Raw genomic sequence first — 16,885 nt, 5'->3', positions numbered from 1 at the left:
CATACTGGCCTTGAGTTCATAGGCATTTCTCAGTATGGTCTCCACCACATCTCCTTCATCCACCAGTATGTCTCTCGCCGGACTCCAGTCCACGCCGCATTCCATGCCGGATTTTTTGCAATAATCACTGAGTGCGCGTTGTATTACGAGACTGGAGATGTTTTTTCCAGTTAATGTTTTATGCACATTTTTAACATGCGAGTCCAAGAATTTCTTTCGGTCTTCCTCCCCGAAAAGCCAATTCAACCTTGCTTCAACATTTTTGGGTATTTTTTCAAGAACGTGAAGGAGTACCAAATTGGCTTGATGATGTGTTGCAATTGAAGATGCTACATCAAATGCGACCTTGTTATACTCCTGAAGGTTGGTAGCCATAAGTACGGTTCTAATGGGCGGTGTTGCCATAGATGTTTGCTCCTTTTAGTCAACCACATCTTTGATGTGTCGTTGGATTTCAGATAGCCTTTGCTATTGTTAGTGCGGGGAGAGAGGGATTCGAGCCCCCAGTACGCAAGCGCACGATTTATTTCGAATTAACCACCTTCGCCAATTTGCCCATCTCGCTGGGTTAATAGTCAGATAAGTATAATAACCTTCAAATTCCTTTCAATAGATCTTTTGTTCAATTATTGATTTTCTCTGCCGTTAGCGGCATAGTTCTTGTTGTTAACCTGGGAGTACCAAAGCTGCCTGAACGGCCAGAAAAAGATCGGTTTTGCCTATACCTATACCTAGGGCAACCCCGACCCGAACTTGTTCAAATCGTTTGGGCCGGAGCAAACAACCCCTTTGTTTGCCCGTCCTTTAAATTTACCAAACCCTCTTCGCAAATACGCAAGAAAGGAATCGCCGCTCCGGTCAAAGTGACCATGGTCAAGATTGGATCAGGAAAACAGACACCATTTTCTCTGGCTGCCTGTTTCACTGCAGTAATCTTCTCAGCCAGCTGCTCAATTGGTATATCAGTCATCAACCCGAAGATGGGGTGGAGTAATTCGGCGGTAATGTTACCGTTTCTGCAGACCACCGTGCCACCCTTGAGCTCACGGATTCGGTTGACTGCCAAGGCCATGTCGCTCTCATCAGCCCCGATAACGATGATGCAGGTGGTATCCCAGGCTGCACTGGAGGCCATGGCTCCGGCTTTCATCCCAAACCCTTTAATGAAACCGGTAAACATTTTCCCCGGTGTATTTTTTCTGTCGATAGCAGCAATCTTGATAATATCATTGGTACTATCGGCCATTATTTCTCCGTCTGAAACAGCCAGGTCAAGAACGACTTCTCTGGTAACCAGGTCGGTGACCATTTCAATGGTCCGTATGCTCAAGGTCTGGTCTGTTCCGGTATAACTAATGGAAAAGTCTGAAGGCTGGACGGGATTAGAGATGTTGATGGTGTCCAGGCTTGCTGGGGAAAAGATGTGGTGGCGGGGTGAAACCGTCAGCTGTCCGTCTTGCGCAATGATCCGGCCGTCACTTATTACACAGCGGGCTTTGATGTTCATGGGATCGGGGATTAAAACCATATCCGCAACTTTCCCCGGAGCAATGCCGCCGATGCGATCGTCAAGGCCGAAGTGCTCGGCCACGTTCAGGGTCGCCATCTGGATGGCCGTCACCGGATCGAAGCCGCAGTCGATAGCCTTTTGCACAAGATACTCCATGTATCCTATTTCCATCAGATCCTTTGGTGATATACCGTCAGTGGTCAGAATCAGCCGTCGCGTATTGATGTTTATGTCCTTGAGGGCCGCAATCTCAGCCAAGTCCCGGCGGATGCTACCCTCACGGATCATCACGTAGATACCAAGCCGCAACCGCTCCAGCACCTCCTTAGCTTTAATAGGCTCATGGCAGGAAGAGATTCCACAGCTAACATAGGCCTGGAGACTGTTACCCCGGGCTCCGGCTGAATGACCTTCCAGCACCTTGCCATGGGCTCTGGTTTTTTCGAAAATCGGCAAGAAAATATCCTGGTCTTTAAGCACCGATTGCCAGTAGGATTCGCCAAGGCCAATGATCTCGGGTTGCTTGAGTAATTGTTCCAGATCGTCACTATCGATCCCACTTACTGCCCGGCTGATGGAAACCATCGGTGGGGCGGTACCAAAGAATTTGATCGGCTGATCACTGAACGATGCCATGAAATCCAGCACGCCGGCTACACCGGCCACCGGATAGACTTCCAAGGTTTCGGTGATAATGGTCGTCGTCCCGCCCCGAGCTGCATATTTGACAAACTCGTCGGCAGTGAACAGCCAGGCCAGGTGAGCATGCCCGTCAATCAGTCCGGGAATGAGGGTGGCGCCATCACCATCGATTACCTGCGTGCTATCACCAATGGCATGGCTGACGTCCGGGCCCAGGCAGGCTATGCGGGCACCACTCGTACATACCGACATGTTGTCGAGGATCTCACCAGTATATACATTGACGATTCGGACATTGACGATGGCCAGGTCACCATGGGCACGGCCAAGGGCGACATCAATGAGTTTTTTAGTTTCGTTCATGGGGACTCTCCTCATTATCTCCTTTTTCTCAAACCATGGGACAAAGTGGTAAACCCGACCAACTGACTCAGTATACTTAATATGTTTACATATTTATGCCCACACTTTTCTTCATGATACTTGACTGGAAATAATAGGTGGACGAGGAAAGTCTTGCAAGACTGTAAGTATAGAGATATCGTTTACCTTCATTGTAGCTACAATCTATTGTCTGGCTAAGGGCTAAGACCGAAACGGCAAAACTTTAACTTTGATGAATTCACCAGGGAGACGAACACTCATGGCCAGCTTCGAACGTTCCTACAAGGTCCACTTTGACCAATGTGACATGGCGGGCATCGTGTTTTTTCCGAACTACCTCGTGATGTTCAACCGCCTGTTCGAGGAATGGTTCGGCGAGGCGTTGCAGGTGCCCCTGGGGGCTTATCATGCCGAGCGCCACTCGGGCTTCCCACTGCTCAATCTTCAAGTCTCTTTCCACAAGCCGAGCCGGGTCGGCGACCTCCTCAACTGGCGGCTGCTAGTACGCAAGATCGGAGTCAAGTCGGTGAAATTGACGGCCAGCGCCTCCTGCGGCGGCGAGCTGCGTATCGAGGTGGAAACCACCATGGTCTCCGCCGGCCTGGTATCCGAGGGTGTCCTTGCCCAGGAAATCCCGGCGGACATTCGCGCCGGGATGGAAGCTTTTCTGGAGCCTGGTTAAGTTGCGCCGTTCCTTCAGTCGTTCCACTGCCTCAATTCTATTAGGTAGCCGTTCGAGTCCTGGATCTCCCGCGCGAGCGTACTTGTTGCGGAATATCGGTCCCCAGACCGGCTCAACACCTTTGCCCTGCAGATAGCCAGGCGTTTCCCTCAAGAAAACTATTTAGTCGATGCTGAAAAAAGATTCTACCAGGCGGGTTGCCGATTGGGGAGCCTGCCTGGATGTAAAAACATTGCCAACAAAAAGAGTAAGGAGCTGTTAATAAATATGTGTAACTAATTGTCGGGATTTGGGTCTATCTTGTAATTCCATTCGCCATGAAATTCATATCGTGTAATATGAATTTTTTCAAACTCTGAATCACCGATTTTTATGCCTGACGGGTATAGGGAATCATCCAGTTCGGCATGGACTTTCAATCCCGTTTTTGTGGTAGTTCCCGCAATGAGACTAACGATTACTTCATGACTAATCAAAGGCTGACCGCGCCAATTCATACTGATGTATGAGAATAAGCGATGCTCAATTTTGTTCCACTTGCTGGTGCCCGGTGGCAGGTGAGAGACATAGATTGGGATGTTAATCTCGTTGGCCAATCGCTGAAGCTCGAATTTCCAGAGTCGCACCCTGCTACCGTTGCTGCCACCGCCATCGGCTGTAATCATCAATTCTGAGGCATCAGGATAACGTTGCTTGCCCATCGAATTCCACCAACGTCTTATTGTCTCGACCGCAAAACTAGCGGTATCATGGTCTGTTCCTACACTGACCCACCCAGTGTTACTGGCTACATCGTAGACACCATAGGGATTAGCGCGTCCAAGCTCTTTGTCAATGAAGTCGTGCACCTTAACTAACTCAGGCTTCCCTTCAGGCCGCCAGGTTGTACCATTGTTTTTATATGCGCCGACAAGCTCCTTCTTCTTCGTATCAACTGAAATAACAGGATTGCCCGCCACCAATCGTTGATTGGTTTGGTCGTTGATGAACTCGAACTGGGTATTACGATCCGGATGATCCGTCCCTTCCAACATTTTACGATTTGCCTGTAAGCTGTAGCCCAATTCTCGCAACAAATCTCCCACCTTGGGATAGCTCACCTTATATCCACTGAGAGATAATTCTCCTGCTAACACACGTAAGCTTTTGCAAGTCCAGCGTAATGGTGATTCAGGATCGCCTCTTGTCGTTGGTTCGATCAATTTTTCCAGCGCAGACATAACCCCAGGTTCGGTCTCGATGACCGATTTCCTGCCAGCCCCGGCTTTCCGAATCCGTTTATCCTGGCTTTCAATCGGAATATTTGGGGCAGCCAGTTCTGTTAGACCGACATGAATTGCCCGTCTCGAAATTCCAGTAGCTTTTGCAACTTTTGTCACACCGCCGCGACCTAAAGCAGAGGCCTCGGCAGCAGCGAACAGGCGTCTCAGACGTTCATCCAGGGCCCACTCAAGCAGCTCGAATTTGATACGTATAAGTTTAATGTCGTCTTCTATAATCGTCATGACGACAATATACCACTTTAGGGCAATATGTATAACAGTTATATATTAACGGTTCCTAAGGTTTCTACTTCCGAGGCTACTCGATCCTACATGGTTTTTGCATAATTAAAAAAATAATGCGTTTTCGTGCGCTATGCGTTCAAGGCTGCTTTCGCCAACACTTTTTCCGCATCTGTCAGATGTTTATTCAGCAATAGCTCTTCAGGTGACACACCAAAACTGTAACCCAGCAGCTGCGTGAAATACAGAATAGGCATCTGCGGATGAGTACTAAATTCTTTTGCCATATCTTCCTGACGTGCATCAAGGTTTGCATGACACATGGGGCATGCAACAGCAATAGCATCAGCGCCGGCCGATTTTGCGGCCTCAATGACCTTATGACTGAGATTTACAACAATGTCCGGCTTGGAAACAGCAAACGAAGCTCCGCAGCACATAGTTTTGTGCGACCAGTCCAGAGTAGTAATTCCTGCTGCCCGCAGCACTTTATCCATAGTTTCCGGATACTCAGCAACATCGAATTGCGTGACTTCCGGAGGACGGACGAGAAGGCATCCATAATAACAGGCTACTTTCAGCTTTGAGAGATCGCGATTGACAAGAGCAGGAATACTTGAAATCAGGGGTTCCTCGGCAAATATTGTCAATGGATGGAGAACCTTTGTCTCATCATTGCAGTCATTGTGAATTGCCTTGACGACATCCTTCCTGAGCTTTTTGTCTGTTTTAACATTATGCTGAGCAATCTTGAACTTGGAAAAACATTCTGCACAGGGAACTATGACCTCATCAAGCCCCATTTCGTCCACAAGCGCCAGGTTAGTCATTGGTAACGCTGTTGCCATCAGCTTGGAAACATTATGAGCAGCTGTCGAACCACAACAAACCCACTCCTTTGGCTCAACCAGTTCAACACCCAGTTTATTGCATACATCCAGCAAAGATTTATCAAATTCCCGTCCGGTCGAATGCAGGGAGCACCCTGGATAATATGCGTATTTCATGCTTTCTCCAGTTTTTTTATTCGTCTGAATATTTTGCGTACTTCCCTGGAACCATGAAAACTCGGCAGAAAACTGAATTTCTGCTTTTTCATCATTGCCATTCCCATGCCCAGATCCTGGGTGAATTTCAGTGTGCGAAATTTAAGTACACCAATCATGCCAAGCTCATAAAGACGCCCGAACCACTTCAGGTTTTCAACAAAGCTTTGGTTAAATTTAAGCACATCAGGTACCTGCGCTTCTTTCTTCTCCCGTTGTATAAGGATCTTAACGGAGTCCATCACTTCAGCAATGTCCACGCCCTGAGGGCAACGCGTACTGCATGTCTGACAGGAAGCGCATAACCACATAGTTTTGCTGTCGTAAACAACATCTTTCAGTCCAAGCTGAATGGCATGCATGAGCTGGGTGGGTGTCATGTCCATTTCATAAGCAACAGGACAACCTGAAGCACATTTACCGCACTGGTAGCAAAAGCTGACATCAATACCACCAATAGCTTCTACCGAATCACTGAAGTTATTCGTGTCTATGTGCAATATTTGTTCTTTCATCGATTATGATTCACCTCTGGCTATTGCCCTTGCCTCAACCGGCACAGATTCCGGAACAGGGGCAGATACTATCTTGGTAACTGCTGAAAATTTCTCCGGGCAAACCTTGTAACACGTTTCACACTTTATACACTTTTCCTGATCAATAACATGAACCTGTTTTTTAGCGCTTTCAATCGCATCCACAGGACAGTTCTTCGCGCAAAGCATACATCCCTTGCACTTTTCAGGATCAATATAATACGAGACTATTTCGCTAAACAGCTCCTCAATTTCATCCGAGGTATAGAATCCAGCATAGTCCTCTTTACTTTCAAGACGGGTCTCCAGTTTTTCTCTTTTTGTCATCTTGATGTATGGAATTAACTTTCTGACTTCAGCAATTTTTGTCGCAAGCTCGTCTCCAGTCATTCCTTCAGTCTCGCCAATAGGACCAAGTTCCTTGATTTGTCTGACAAAAGCATTCACTGTGTCAACAAAAGCCATCCCTTCGCCTGAAGACATAAATTCTATTCTCAACCTGTCAGGGTTGAGACCAATATGCTCTATTATCTTCTTGCACAAAAGTGTCATGTTCAAGGCCTGGTAATTGCCATGGGTGGTATAATTGCATTCATTGAGTAAGCAACCACCTATAAAAACCCCATCCATTCCATTAGATAAGGCGCGGAAAATAAACTCCGGGTCTACCCTGCCGGAACACATAACGCGGATAAGCCTTATGTCAGTTGTGTATTGTAGTCTGGAAACTCCAGCTAAATCGGCCGCGCCGTATGCTCACCAGTGGCACACGAAACCAAGTACTTTCGGCCTGAAATTTGTGCCTGTACTCATGCAATATCTCCTTTTTAAGGTACCAACTGTATCAGGTGTTCCTCACTCTCTTTCTCTGCAGAAAACACGTCAATTTGAGAAATTATTTCCTGATCTGTAAAATGCTTCAACTGTATGGCTGCTGTTGGACACTTGGCATTGCACAGGCCGCATCCTTTGCAGAGAACAGGAACAATCGCAGCTTTACCGATCTTCTTTGACTCCCGTAACTTGATTGCCCCGTAAGTACAGGCTGTAACACAGGCGCCGCAGCCGATACATTTCGCTTCGTTTATGTCACAAACCGATCCGGAAGCGACAATAGTATCCTGCGAAAGTACCGTCAATGCGCGGCCCGCTGCTCCGTAAGCCTGACTGATAGTTTCAGATAACATCTTGGGATAATGCGCACTCCCGCAAAGAAAAACACCGTCAGCAGCAAATTCAACAGGCTTTAACTTCACATGAGCCTCCTTGAAGAATCCGTCAGAACTCAGAGAAAGTCCGAATAACCTGGCAATTTTCTTTGTCTGCGAAGACGGAATAGCAGCTGCTGCTAAAGCGAGCGTATCTGCATCTACAGAAACTTTTCTATGTAAGGTCTGATCTGTTACACTGATCCTTAAAACGTTTTTGCCTTTCTCTGAAATATTTTCTACTACAGGCCCATCGTCAGGTTCATAGCGGATAAACCTGATCTTTTTACCTCTTGCTTTTCTGTAATAATCTTCTGCATAACCGTAAGTTCTTAAGTCCCTGTAAAGAATATAAATATTCTTCTCAGGATGTAATTCCTTCAGGGCAAGCGCATTCTTTATGGACTCGTTGCAGCATGTGCGTGAACAGTAATTTCTCTCTTGGCTGCGGCAGCCGACACATTGGATCATGACTAAGGTCTGTGCATGTATTACTTGCTCATCCTTAGCAGCAATCTTTTCCTCCAGTTCCAGGTGGGTCATTACCCTTTTGTCTTTTCCATAAAGGTATTCGGTCGGCTCATATACATCAACGCCAGTGGCAACTGTCACAGTTCCATGTTGTATTTCAGTTACTCCTTTTTCGGATTTAACTGTGGTGACAAAGTTGCCTATATATCCTGTCGCATCTTCAATTTCAGCATTGTGATATACGAGGATTGACTGATTCTGATATATTTGCTCGGTTAAATCCTTTACATACTTCTGAACATCCATTCCTTCCAACGTTGTATGAATTCTCCGAGCGATTCCCCCAAGTTCTTTTTCCTTTTCCAGTAAATAAACTTTGTGTCCCTGTTTTGCCATGGTCAGTGCACTGGTCATACCTGCCACACCACCGCCAATGACAAGCGCATTCTTATTTACAGGTAAATTGAATTCCTGCAGCGGCTCAAGCAGCGCAGCCCGTGCAACAGACATACTTATCAGGTCAAAGGCTTTCTTCGTAGCCTCGTCCTTTTCCTTTGTATGAACCCAGGAGCAATGCTCACGAATATTGGCAAACTCAAAATAATACTGGTTCATTCCACCTTCTCGTACTGTGTCCCTGAACAATACTTCAAGCGTCCTTGGAGAACAGGCGGCAAGAACTACGCGGTTAAGCCCTTTCTCCTTTATCGTTTCGGTAATTTCCTTGGCGGAATTGGTAGCACATGAAAAGAGTTGCTCCTTGGCATATACGACATGTGGAAGAGTGAGGGCGTGTTCCACTGCTGACGGCACATCAACCACACGGCTTATATTCGCACCACAATGACATACAAATACACCTATTCTCGGTTCTTCACCTGTGACATCCGTCTCAAGAGGATAGACTCTTTCCGCAGAAAGTACACCACGCCGGGAATGAAGGAGCTCTCCGCATTGCGAACCTGCCGCGCTGGCGGTAAAAACAGATTCCGGAATATCTATCGGTCCCTGAAATGCACCGCTGACAAAGACTCCGGGCCTGGTCGTTTGCATCGGATTGGCGGGAAGAGTTTTACAGAAGCCATGTTCATTGAGTTCGATCCCAAACGTATCTGCCAACTCAGCATGGTTAACCGGTGGATTAAGGCCGACTGATAGTACCACCATATCAAACTCTTCTTCCTCTACAGTTCCATTAGTTGCATTATATCTAATGGTTATATTGCCTGTTGCAGGATCTTCTTTTACTACTGATACATAGCTTCTAAGAAAGCGTACATCAGAAAGCTTATCAGCTTTCTGGTAAAAACTCTCAAAGTCCTTGCCGAATGCACGGATATCATTATGAAATACCGTACACTTGACATCAGGATCATGATCCTTGGTTAAAATCACCTGCTTCTGGGTGTAGGCGCAGCAAACCGCAGAACAATAGCTGTTACCGCCCTCCAGTTTTTTGGGGGCCTGTCTGGAACCTATACATTGAATCCAGGCAATATTGTGCGGATGCTTCATGTCTGAAGCACGGAGAATTTTTCCTTCATATGGACCGGTTGCGCACATCAGCCGCTCATAATCCATACTGGTGACAACGTTCCTTCTCCTTCCATAACCGTATTGATCATTGCGCCCAGGCGAGAAAGGCTCAAATCCCGGCGCCAGTATTATAGCGCCTACGTTTATCTCAATTTTTTCATCAGCCTGGGAGAAATCTATGGCTCCATTCTTGCAAACATTTTTACAAATTTGACATTTCTCTTCTTTCAGATAAAGACAGCTTTCATCAATATACGCTACCAGAGGTACTGCCTGTGAATAGTATATATGAACAGCCTTATTCACTGATATATCCTGATTGAATTTGTCAGGATACGAGACAGGGCAATATTCCACGCAGGTGGTACATCCAGTGCATTTGTCTTCAATGATATACCTGGGCTTTTTTGTCAGCGTAACATTGAAATTGCCCGATTCTCCCTCTATCCTTTCAACACTGGTATAGGTAAGAACATCGATGTTCATTTGCCGGTCGACCTCGACCAGTTTGGGCCCAAGTATTCAAATGGAGCAGTCGTTGGTCGGGAATGTCTTGTCAAGCTGGGCCATATGCCCGCCGATGGCAGGTGCCTTGTCCACAAGAAAGACTTTAAAACCGGCTCTTGCGAGATCAAGTGAAGCCTGAACACCGCTTATCCCTCCGCCAACGACCATTACATCTCCGACCTTACTGTTTTCCATATCTTATATCCCGTTATCGCCAAATGTGTTTGTATTATCCGGATATGCTGTTTTACCGCTTTGACAGTTGCGAAAAGGACTGCATTACCGTTTTCAGCCCATGTTTTTTGACCAATTCGTCAAAAGCAGTTTTCAGTTCGCCAGGATCGGCAGTCTCCTGATCCCCTTCATGGTAATATTCCTCTTCTCTCTCATAATATGTCAGAGCATCAAATTTACATGCCTGAACACACATCGGTTCTTCGAGCGGAGGAATACCTTCACACATGTCGCATTTTAAAGGAAGCCCGGAATCCGGATCTTTGAAATAGTCCCTTGACGGGCAGGATGCCGGGCAGAAAGCACATACAGAATATTCCTCTCCGCCAATCACGTACTGGTTTCTGCCGGCGCATTCCGCCTGGGTGTAACTGCCGGCGCGGATCGGGATATACTGGTCCCTGATTTCATCCATGTATAACCTGATCCTGGCCCTGGCCGGATTAATGCTGCTGTATTTCGGCATGGCATGATATGCGGAACATGCCAGTTCACAGGACCGGCATCCCGTGCATTTGCTTATGTCCACTTTTATCTCTTTGATCACTCTTTTCTTTCGGTCACTATTCACAGCGATCACCCCCTGAGTATATTATTCTCCGGTGCTTCAGCCAGTTCTTGTTCGGTAAAATTGTCCTCTTCTCGTAATACGCATCTTTCAATCAGGTCTTTGGCGACAAAGTCCAGGCCCAGTTCTTCAAGCCTCTCCTCTGTGGGGATTCCTTCCCTGTTAAACCCCTTGAACATGTAGTACTTGCTGAGCAGCTTCTGTTCCATCTCCTCATCCCTGATCGCCCAGTGGTCTTCTGGCGGACGTTCGTCTTTTCTTCTCAGGCCACGTCTGGCATTTATAGCCCGGACAAGGGTCCTGATCCGTTCAAACACCCTCCACAGCTTTTCCTTGTCCATGGGAATTCCGGTAGATAACTCGATCATTTCAGGAATGTTGTGGATATTGTAGGCGACATCGCCGCCAAACTGCCCCCTAAAGGAGGATACGAATCCACAGAGCCCGGTGGAGTCATCGATATAGTGCATGGCCTCGTTCCAGTCGACAATGTCGCAGAACGCCTGATCAGACATCTCATTTCTTTTTTCCCATTCGAGGAAATATTTTTTGAACCGGTCATCCGGTGGCGAGGTCCACTTGTTGACAAATTTCTGCCTCTCTTCCATGGTCCGCATGGGATCCTGGGGAAAAGACCCTTCTATCTGGGTGATGCTCATTTTTTCCCCAGTGGCGATCATGAGAAAGTATGCCATGTTGACCTTGCCCAGTTTGATAGGAAGCTGCTCAAATTTTTTGGTGGTGTTGTGATCATAGGCTTCGGCACCGTTGCCGATCCTTTCGGCCGCCCTGGATACACCATCGGCGAGAAAATCCCCGATCCCTTCACGGCGAACGGTTTTTTCCAGCAGGTACCACATCCGCTCCCCGCTGTCCTTAGGAAAGTCGGGCATGTCTTTATCGGTGAGGATACCAGCTTCATAGAGTTCAACCGCAAAGGCCAGGGCCTGGGGGGTAGAGTAGGAATCAAAGCCGTATTCCTGGGCAACCCCAAGAATCTCAAAACTAAAATCCAGCTCCTTGAAGGCTGCCATGTGGTAGGTGTCTTTTCCGTAACACTTGTAACCAAACCGTTTGCCATCTTTATATTTAATGACGTTTCGACAATTTTTAGAACAGTTATAGCAGCTGGTCTGACGGCTCATATTGTCATATTTCAGCTTGGTCCACCGATCCTGCAGTTCTTCGCTCCAGAAATTTTTCCGCCGGGTACGGGCGTTGCCCCAGGCAAAATGATTGTGGTGAAAACTGTCATCTTCGTCATAGGCCATCCAGTCGCCGCAGCCGTCGCTTTCGCCAATTTTTTTGTGCATTGCCATGCACTTTTCAAAAAGTTCAACCGGCTGGGCAATGTTGATATCTTTAGTCCCCCTGACTGCAATGGCCTTCAGCCGTTTATCTCCCATGATCACACCAACACCCCTGGCGGCACTGGAATGTCCATGATCGATCGAAGCCATCCATACCCTGTTTTCCCCGGCCAGGCCGATGGCTGCCACCTGGACTTTGTCGTCGTGCAGTTCTTTTTTCAATAGATCACCGGTTTCCGTGGCACCTCTGCCCGCAAGGTGGGTGGCATCCCTGATTTCAACCTTGTCATTGTTGATATACAGGTAGACCAGATCTTTTGCTTTGCCGCGGATGACGATTTGATCATAACCGGCATGCTTCATCTCCGGCCCGAAAAAGCCGCCCATCAGTGAGTGGGACATCAAATTGGTCTGGGGAGTAAATGTGTTCACCGCCACCCTGTTAGCTCCGGGAACCGGGGTGGCGTGCAACAAGCCCGCGGTGAATATCAGCAGGTTGTCAGGAGAAAATGGATCCGTTTCCGGCGGCACTCTTTCCCACAGTATTTTTGCCGCAGTTCCCTGTCCTCCTAGGTAAAGTTCTGTGTCTCTTGGATCGGTATCGATCTTTTCAATATTTCCCCGAGATAGATCGATCTCCAGACGTGCTCCTGTCTCTCCGTATCTCATTTTAAATCCCTTCTATGATTTTTGATGAAAGTCAGAATATATTTACCTATTACAAGATTAGTTCAACTCCCTGGCGATTTTGCCAGGCGGGCCTGCAATCATTGAGAAACGCTGATTGAGCTGCTTCTTAATGTCCAGCAGAAATAGAGAGATCTCCTTCATGATATCTGCCTTAAACTCCTGTTTCAGTCCCACTGCCCAAATAACCGCCTGAAGTTCTTTTCTGTACGTTTTAAAAGAGACTGCAACTGCCGTCAGCCCCTCAATATATTCTTCCCGGTCATAGGCAATCCCGCTTTCTTTAATGTTCAGTATTTCTTGTTTATACGCAGTCTTATCTACAATAGTATTTTTCGTATATATTTTAGGGGTTATTTGCGAGAGAATTGCATCAATTTTGTCAGAGGGGAGTTGTGCCAAAAGAGCCTTGCCTGCAACCCCTGCAAAAACTGGAATTTTCATGCCCACTTCCGAAGAAATTTTTATCGGAATTGCCTGGTCAGCCTTGTCCACTATGATCACTTCATGCTCTGCTAGAACCCCGAAAAATGCAGACAGTTTAAATCGGTTATTTATTGCCTCAAGATAAGGATGTACAGCCTGGATCAGTTCGGAGCCACCGGCAGCCGCATTTCCCAGGATAAAAAGACTGGGACCAAGTCGAAACTGCCCATTGGAGTCTTTTTCTAGGATATCGAGTTCGTTCAGCGTGTGGAGAATATTGAATACCGTGCTTTTGTTCAGGTCCAGATTCCTGACAATCTCACTATAGCCAAGTGAACGTTTTTCTTCGGCCAGAAGCGAAAGAATAGAAAAACATTTTTCGATGGCAGGAACCCTTTTGAAATTCAGTGTCATTTGACCTGTTACCCCTTTTATGCGCTCTATCCGTAAATCCTTTTCAGGTAGACTTTACTCATTTTGCTCTCTATGGAGATAGAGTGTCCTCTATATAAACCGACTGGTTCGTCTATGTCAAGAAATAATCAAAGTTGAAATCAAAAGTTACTTCAGAATTCATTACTTCTTGGATGTCGGCAATCCAGCCGAAGTACGCAGCAGCTCAGGAGGTCGGTTAGTCCAAGTAGACTAGAGCATCTTTCGCAGTTCTTGGCCAATTTCCGCTGATTTGAGCCTAAATACAGGCGTAACCTGTTGAAATTACCTTTCCGATTCATCGAAACTGCTTGTGGTGCCGATCTACCCTCTTGATTTATTGGAAATATCCGACAAAATACGGGCATGTTTCTACGAGCCAAAAAACGATATAAAGATGGCAAGGAGCATCGGTACTGGTCCAAAGTTGAGAACCAGAGGTTACCGAACGGCAAAGTCTGTCAGAGACAGATTCTCTATCTTGGTGAAATCAATGACAGCCAAAAAACAATACATGGGGGTGACATGGCGGCATCGCCGACCAGGATGAGGCGGTAACGCTTGCCGTACTCACGCATCAGTTCCGCCGTGGTAACAAAGCTGTTCTTTTCGAAATCAGTATAGAGTTTTTCGTAGATGCAATTGTGAAAATAGAAGGCGCGAAAATACTTGAAGTGGTCGGTAGTTCTGGCAGCGCGACGCGACAGGTTGTTGGCATCCTCCTCCAACTTGATCGGGGTACCTAAAGGGGGGACAGCGTTCAGATCAACCTCTTGCCCTTTGGGGAGTTGCGCCCTGCTAGCCAGCAGAGCGAGAATCCAATCGAGCAGCTCCATCCCCAGCGCTGCGGCGACATGATGCGCCAGGAGGGTCTTGCCAATGCCAGATTCCCCCTTGAGCAGCAGGGGCCTTTCCAGGGCGAGAACGACGTTGATCGCATCTTGAAGCGCCCGCGAAGCAACATACCCCTCGGTCCCGCTGAACTGATGGAATGGGTGATCGGACATCGGCCACCTTTCTTTGGGGAGGTTCTCTGCTAAACCTTCGCGGGGCATGACGGAAATCCCCGCATGCCCCGCGAAGTCGCTGTTCAAAAGACCACTTACACCGCTTTTTTGATGTTACACAGCAGCCCCTTCCACTGCGGATAGCCCATGATCGGCTCCCGGCAGTTGGTGTCGGTCAAGCGGTTGCAGTTCCCCTCGCCCGGCCAGCCGTGCGGGACCAGAACCACCCCTTCCATGGTGCGCTCACTGACCTTGGCCCTCATCTTCACCCAGCCGCGATCGGTTGTGATAAGCACGTCATCCTCATGTGCGACCCCGTATTGCGCCGCGGTTTTCGGACCCAGTTCAGCAAGAGGGTGCGGCGCCAGCTTCTGCATCGACTCAAGGTTGTGCAACTGGGAGCCGTTATAGTGGATGGTGCGCAGGCCGGTCGACAAGACCAGCGGGTATTCCTCGCCCAGCTCCTTCCAACGAGGACCTTGAGGACTCTTTTCCGGCTCCAGATAGGTTGGCAGCGGGCTGTGCCCCAGGCGCTCGAAAGCTTCACTGTAGAGCTCGATCTTGCCGGTCGGGGTGGCGAAAGAGCGCTCGTTCAGTTCGTAGGTCTTCTCCTGATAGAAACCACCCTCCGGATTTTCATGCAGATAATCGAATTTCAGGCTGCATGGCTCCAGCTCGTGAGCCACGAGTTCCCTGTCGTTCTGCCAGGGAAACTGATCACCGAACCCGCAGGCTTCAGCAAATTCCTTATAGAATTCGAGGACGGTCTTGCATTCGTAGTAACGGTCCACCGCCTGCTCGCGCAGCATCAAATAGGGGAGGCAGTGGCAGACGTTATAGTTGTAGCCAAGGCCCCAGAACTCCAGCTGATTAGCCGCCGGCAGCACGTAATGGGCCTGCTGGGCGGTTTCGGTCAGGAACTGATCGTAGACCACCAGCAGGTCGAGTTTTTTGAAAGCCTCGGTCAGCGCGTTCGAGTCGGACATGGTGACCAGCGGGTTCCCGCCCGAGACCAGAAAGGCCTTGATCTTGCTCGGGATACTCTCGGGGACCATGTTCATGACGGCGTAGGGGCTGGTCCGATTCCAGAGCTCATAGAAGAGCGGGTACTCCTCGGCGCCCAAGGGCTTGCCCGGGAAGGGCAGGCTGACGTCGGCGAGGCGCAGCCGCGGGCTGATCACCCAGCCGCCGGGGACATTGATGTTGCCGGTGATCGACTGCAGAATGGCCATGGCGCGGCCGGTCTGGCTGCCGTTGGCCTGCTGATCCTGGGTGCAGGTGCCGTGGCAGATGCTCGCCCCTTTGGTGGTCGCGAAGAGCCGCGCCAGCGCGCGGATATCCGCGACTTTGACCGAGGTAATTTTCTCGGCCCACTCGGGGGTGTATTGCTGAATATGCGGTACCAGCTTGTCGAAGCCGAAGGTCCACTTTTCAACGAACTCTTTGTCGTAAAGGTTCTCGTTGATGATGACGTTGATCAGCGCCAGCGCCAGCGCGCCGTCGGTACCGGGACGTATCGACATGTACATTTCGGCCTGATCGGCGAGGGGAATCCTGCGCGGGTCGATGACCACGACCTTCGCCCCCTTCTTCAGGTTTTCTTGGATGGCGATACCCAAGGCGAAGTCGGAAGCCGCCGGGTTGTGACCCCAGAGAATATAGAGTTTTGAATCCATCTCTTCGACCGGATACTTGCCGAAGGTGATCTGGCGGGCCCGGATTCTCATGCGGAAGCAGATACTCTCAACCGAGAAGAAGTTGGAGGAACCGAAAGCGGCTTTGAAGCGATGGGTGAGCGAACCCAATTCGAGGTTTTCGACGCCGATGGAGCCGCAGAAAAACCCGAGCACAGAGGGATCGAACTCTTCCTTGAGTGCTTTGAGTTTAGCCGCTATTTCGGTGAAAGCCTGCTCCCAGGAAACCCGTTCAAACTTTCCGTTCACCTTTTTCAGCGGGTACTTAAGCCTGTCCGGGTGGTAGAGATGCTCGATCATCGCCTGCCCCTTGACACAGAGCTTCCCTTTATTGAGCGGGTGTGAATCCTGCCCTTTCACCTTGGTGACCTTGCCGTCTTCTACGGTTACTTCCACCCCGCAGCTCTGGTAACACAGGCAACAGGCGGTAAAAATCGTTTTTTTCTCTGCCATTTCACTTCTCCTTTTATTGTTCTTCAGTTGGTTCGAACCATAGCCAC

13 protein-coding genes and 1 pseudogene are annotated in these 16,885 nt (G+C 48.5%); 2 read left to right on the top strand and 12 right to left on the bottom strand.

Features of this window, described 5'->3' with window-relative positions; all coding sequences use genetic code 11:
- Positions 1 to 405 (bottom strand): hypothetical protein (locus ACYQ8U_RS19915; protein WP_459947319.1); only part of this gene is annotated, 405 nt, incomplete at its 3' end.
- 352 nt (positions 406 to 757) lie between these two features.
- The gene (locus ACYQ8U_RS19910) at positions 758 to 2,515 is read right to left on the bottom strand and encodes an adenine deaminase C-terminal domain-containing protein (RefSeq protein ID WP_459947318.1); all 1,758 of its coding nucleotides are present in this window, start codon (positions 2,513 to 2,515) and stop codon (positions 758 to 760) included.
- A 280-nt stretch (positions 2,516 to 2,795) separates the two neighbouring features.
- On the opposite strand from ACYQ8U_RS19910, the gene ACYQ8U_RS19905 reads away from it, so the two are divergent.
- Positions 2,796 to 3,218, top strand: a complete 423-nt coding sequence (locus ACYQ8U_RS19905; RefSeq protein WP_459947317.1) for an acyl-CoA thioesterase — start codon at positions 2,796 to 2,798, stop codon at positions 3,216 to 3,218.
- A gap of 275 nt (positions 3,219 to 3,493) precedes the next feature.
- On the opposite strand, the gene ACYQ8U_RS19900 is transcribed toward ACYQ8U_RS19905, so the two are convergent.
- The 8 genes from ACYQ8U_RS19900 to ACYQ8U_RS19865 form a co-directional block, all read right to left on the bottom strand.
- The gene (locus ACYQ8U_RS19900) at positions 3,494 to 4,723 is read right to left on the bottom strand and encodes an ISAzo13 family transposase (protein ID WP_459947316.1); all 1,230 of its coding nucleotides are present in this window, start codon (positions 4,721 to 4,723) and stop codon (positions 3,494 to 3,496) included.
- A gap of 131 nt (positions 4,724 to 4,854) precedes the next feature.
- The gene (locus tag ACYQ8U_RS19895) at positions 4,855 to 5,730 is read right to left on the bottom strand and encodes a CoB--CoM heterodisulfide reductase iron-sulfur subunit B family protein (RefSeq protein WP_459947315.1); all 876 of its coding nucleotides are present in this window, start codon (positions 5,728 to 5,730) and stop codon (positions 4,855 to 4,857) included.
- Positions 5,727 to 6,284: a 4Fe-4S dicluster domain-containing protein gene (locus tag ACYQ8U_RS19890; protein ID WP_459947314.1), complete on the bottom strand. Its 558-nt coding sequence runs from the start codon at positions 6,282 to 6,284 to the stop codon at positions 5,727 to 5,729. The genes ACYQ8U_RS19895 and ACYQ8U_RS19890 overlap by 4 nt, the downstream gene beginning before the upstream one ends.
- 3 nt (positions 6,285 to 6,287) lie before the next feature.
- Positions 6,288 to 7,118: a hydrogenase iron-sulfur subunit gene (locus ACYQ8U_RS19885; protein WP_459947313.1), complete on the bottom strand. Its 831-nt coding sequence runs from the start codon at positions 7,116 to 7,118 to the stop codon at positions 6,288 to 6,290.
- Between the two features lie 14 nt (positions 7,119 to 7,132).
- The gene (locus tag ACYQ8U_RS19880; protein ID WP_459947312.1) at positions 7,133 to 10,222 is read right to left on the bottom strand and encodes an FAD-dependent oxidoreductase; all 3,090 of its coding nucleotides are present in this window, start codon (positions 10,220 to 10,222) and stop codon (positions 7,133 to 7,135) included.
- A gap of 52 nt (positions 10,223 to 10,274) precedes the next feature.
- Positions 10,275 to 10,832, bottom strand: coding sequence for a 4Fe-4S dicluster domain-containing protein (locus ACYQ8U_RS19875; RefSeq protein ID WP_459947311.1), 558 nt, complete (start codon positions 10,830 to 10,832; stop codon positions 10,275 to 10,277).
- Positions 10,833 to 10,837: 5 nt separating this feature from the next.
- The gene (locus tag ACYQ8U_RS19870) at positions 10,838 to 12,808 is read right to left on the bottom strand and encodes an aldehyde ferredoxin oxidoreductase N-terminal domain-containing protein (protein WP_459947310.1); all 1,971 of its coding nucleotides are present in this window, start codon (positions 12,806 to 12,808) and stop codon (positions 10,838 to 10,840) included.
- A 57-nt stretch (positions 12,809 to 12,865) separates the two neighbouring features.
- Positions 12,866 to 13,666 (bottom strand): IclR family transcriptional regulator, encoded by an 801-nt coding sequence (locus ACYQ8U_RS19865; protein WP_459947309.1) that lies wholly within the window; start codon positions 13,664 to 13,666, stop codon positions 12,866 to 12,868.
- A gap of 384 nt (positions 13,667 to 14,050) precedes the next feature.
- On the opposite strand from ACYQ8U_RS19865, the pseudogene ACYQ8U_RS23570 reads away from it, so the two are divergent.
- Positions 14,051 to 14,191 (top strand): annotated as a pseudogene (locus ACYQ8U_RS23570) (hypothetical protein); the annotation flags it as partial.
- On the opposite strand, the gene ACYQ8U_RS19860 reads toward ACYQ8U_RS23570, so the two are convergent.
- Positions 14,161 to 14,691 carry a MoxR family ATPase gene (locus ACYQ8U_RS19860; RefSeq protein ID WP_459947308.1) on the bottom strand — a complete coding sequence of 177 codons (531 nt, stop codon included), beginning with the start codon at positions 14,689 to 14,691 and terminating at the stop codon, positions 14,161 to 14,163. The pseudogene ACYQ8U_RS23570 and the gene ACYQ8U_RS19860 overlap by 31 nt on opposite strands.
- Positions 14,692 to 14,786: 95 nt before the next feature.
- The gene (locus tag ACYQ8U_RS19855) at positions 14,787 to 16,838 is read right to left on the bottom strand and encodes a molybdopterin-containing oxidoreductase family protein (RefSeq protein ID WP_459947307.1); all 2,052 of its coding nucleotides are present in this window, start codon (positions 16,836 to 16,838) and stop codon (positions 14,787 to 14,789) included.
- Positions 16,839 to 16,885 lie beyond the last annotated feature (47 nt).

This window comes from Desulfocastanea catecholica, from assembly GCF_054657295.1.
This window is presented reverse-complemented; position numbering and strand designations above follow the sequence as displayed.

What these genes read in the sequence shown, in the direction of transcription:
- ACYQ8U_RS19910 (WP_459947318.1), bottom strand. Translation starts at nt 2,515, where the DNA reads ATGAACGAAACTAAAAAACTCATTGATGTCGCCCTTGGCCGTGCCCAT.
- ACYQ8U_RS19905 (WP_459947317.1), top strand. Translation starts at nt 2,796, where the DNA reads ATGGCCAGCTTCGAACGTTCCTACAAGGTCCACTTTGACCAATGTGAC.
- ACYQ8U_RS19900 (WP_459947316.1), bottom strand. Translation starts at nt 4,723, where the DNA reads ATGACGATTATAGAAGACGACATTAAACTTATACGTATCAAATTCGAG.
- ACYQ8U_RS19895 (WP_459947315.1), bottom strand. Translation starts at nt 5,730, where the DNA reads ATGAAATACGCATATTATCCAGGGTGCTCCCTGCATTCGACCGGACGG.
- ACYQ8U_RS19890 (WP_459947314.1), bottom strand. Translation starts at nt 6,284, where the DNA reads ATGAAAGAACAAATATTGCACATAGACACGAATAACTTCAGTGATTCG.
- ACYQ8U_RS19870 (WP_459947310.1), bottom strand. Translation starts at nt 12,808, where the DNA reads ATGAGATACGGAGAGACAGGAGCACGTCTGGAGATCGATCTATCTCGG.
- ACYQ8U_RS19865 (WP_459947309.1), bottom strand. Translation starts at nt 13,666, where the DNA reads ATGACACTGAATTTCAAAAGGGTTCCTGCCATCGAAAAATGTTTTTCT.
- ACYQ8U_RS19860 (WP_459947308.1), bottom strand. Translation starts at nt 14,691, where the DNA reads ATGTCCGATCACCCATTCCATCAGTTCAGCGGGACCGAGGGGTATGTT.
- ACYQ8U_RS19855 (WP_459947307.1), bottom strand. Translation starts at nt 16,838, where the DNA reads ATGGCAGAGAAAAAAACGATTTTTACCGCCTGTTGCCTGTGTTACCAG.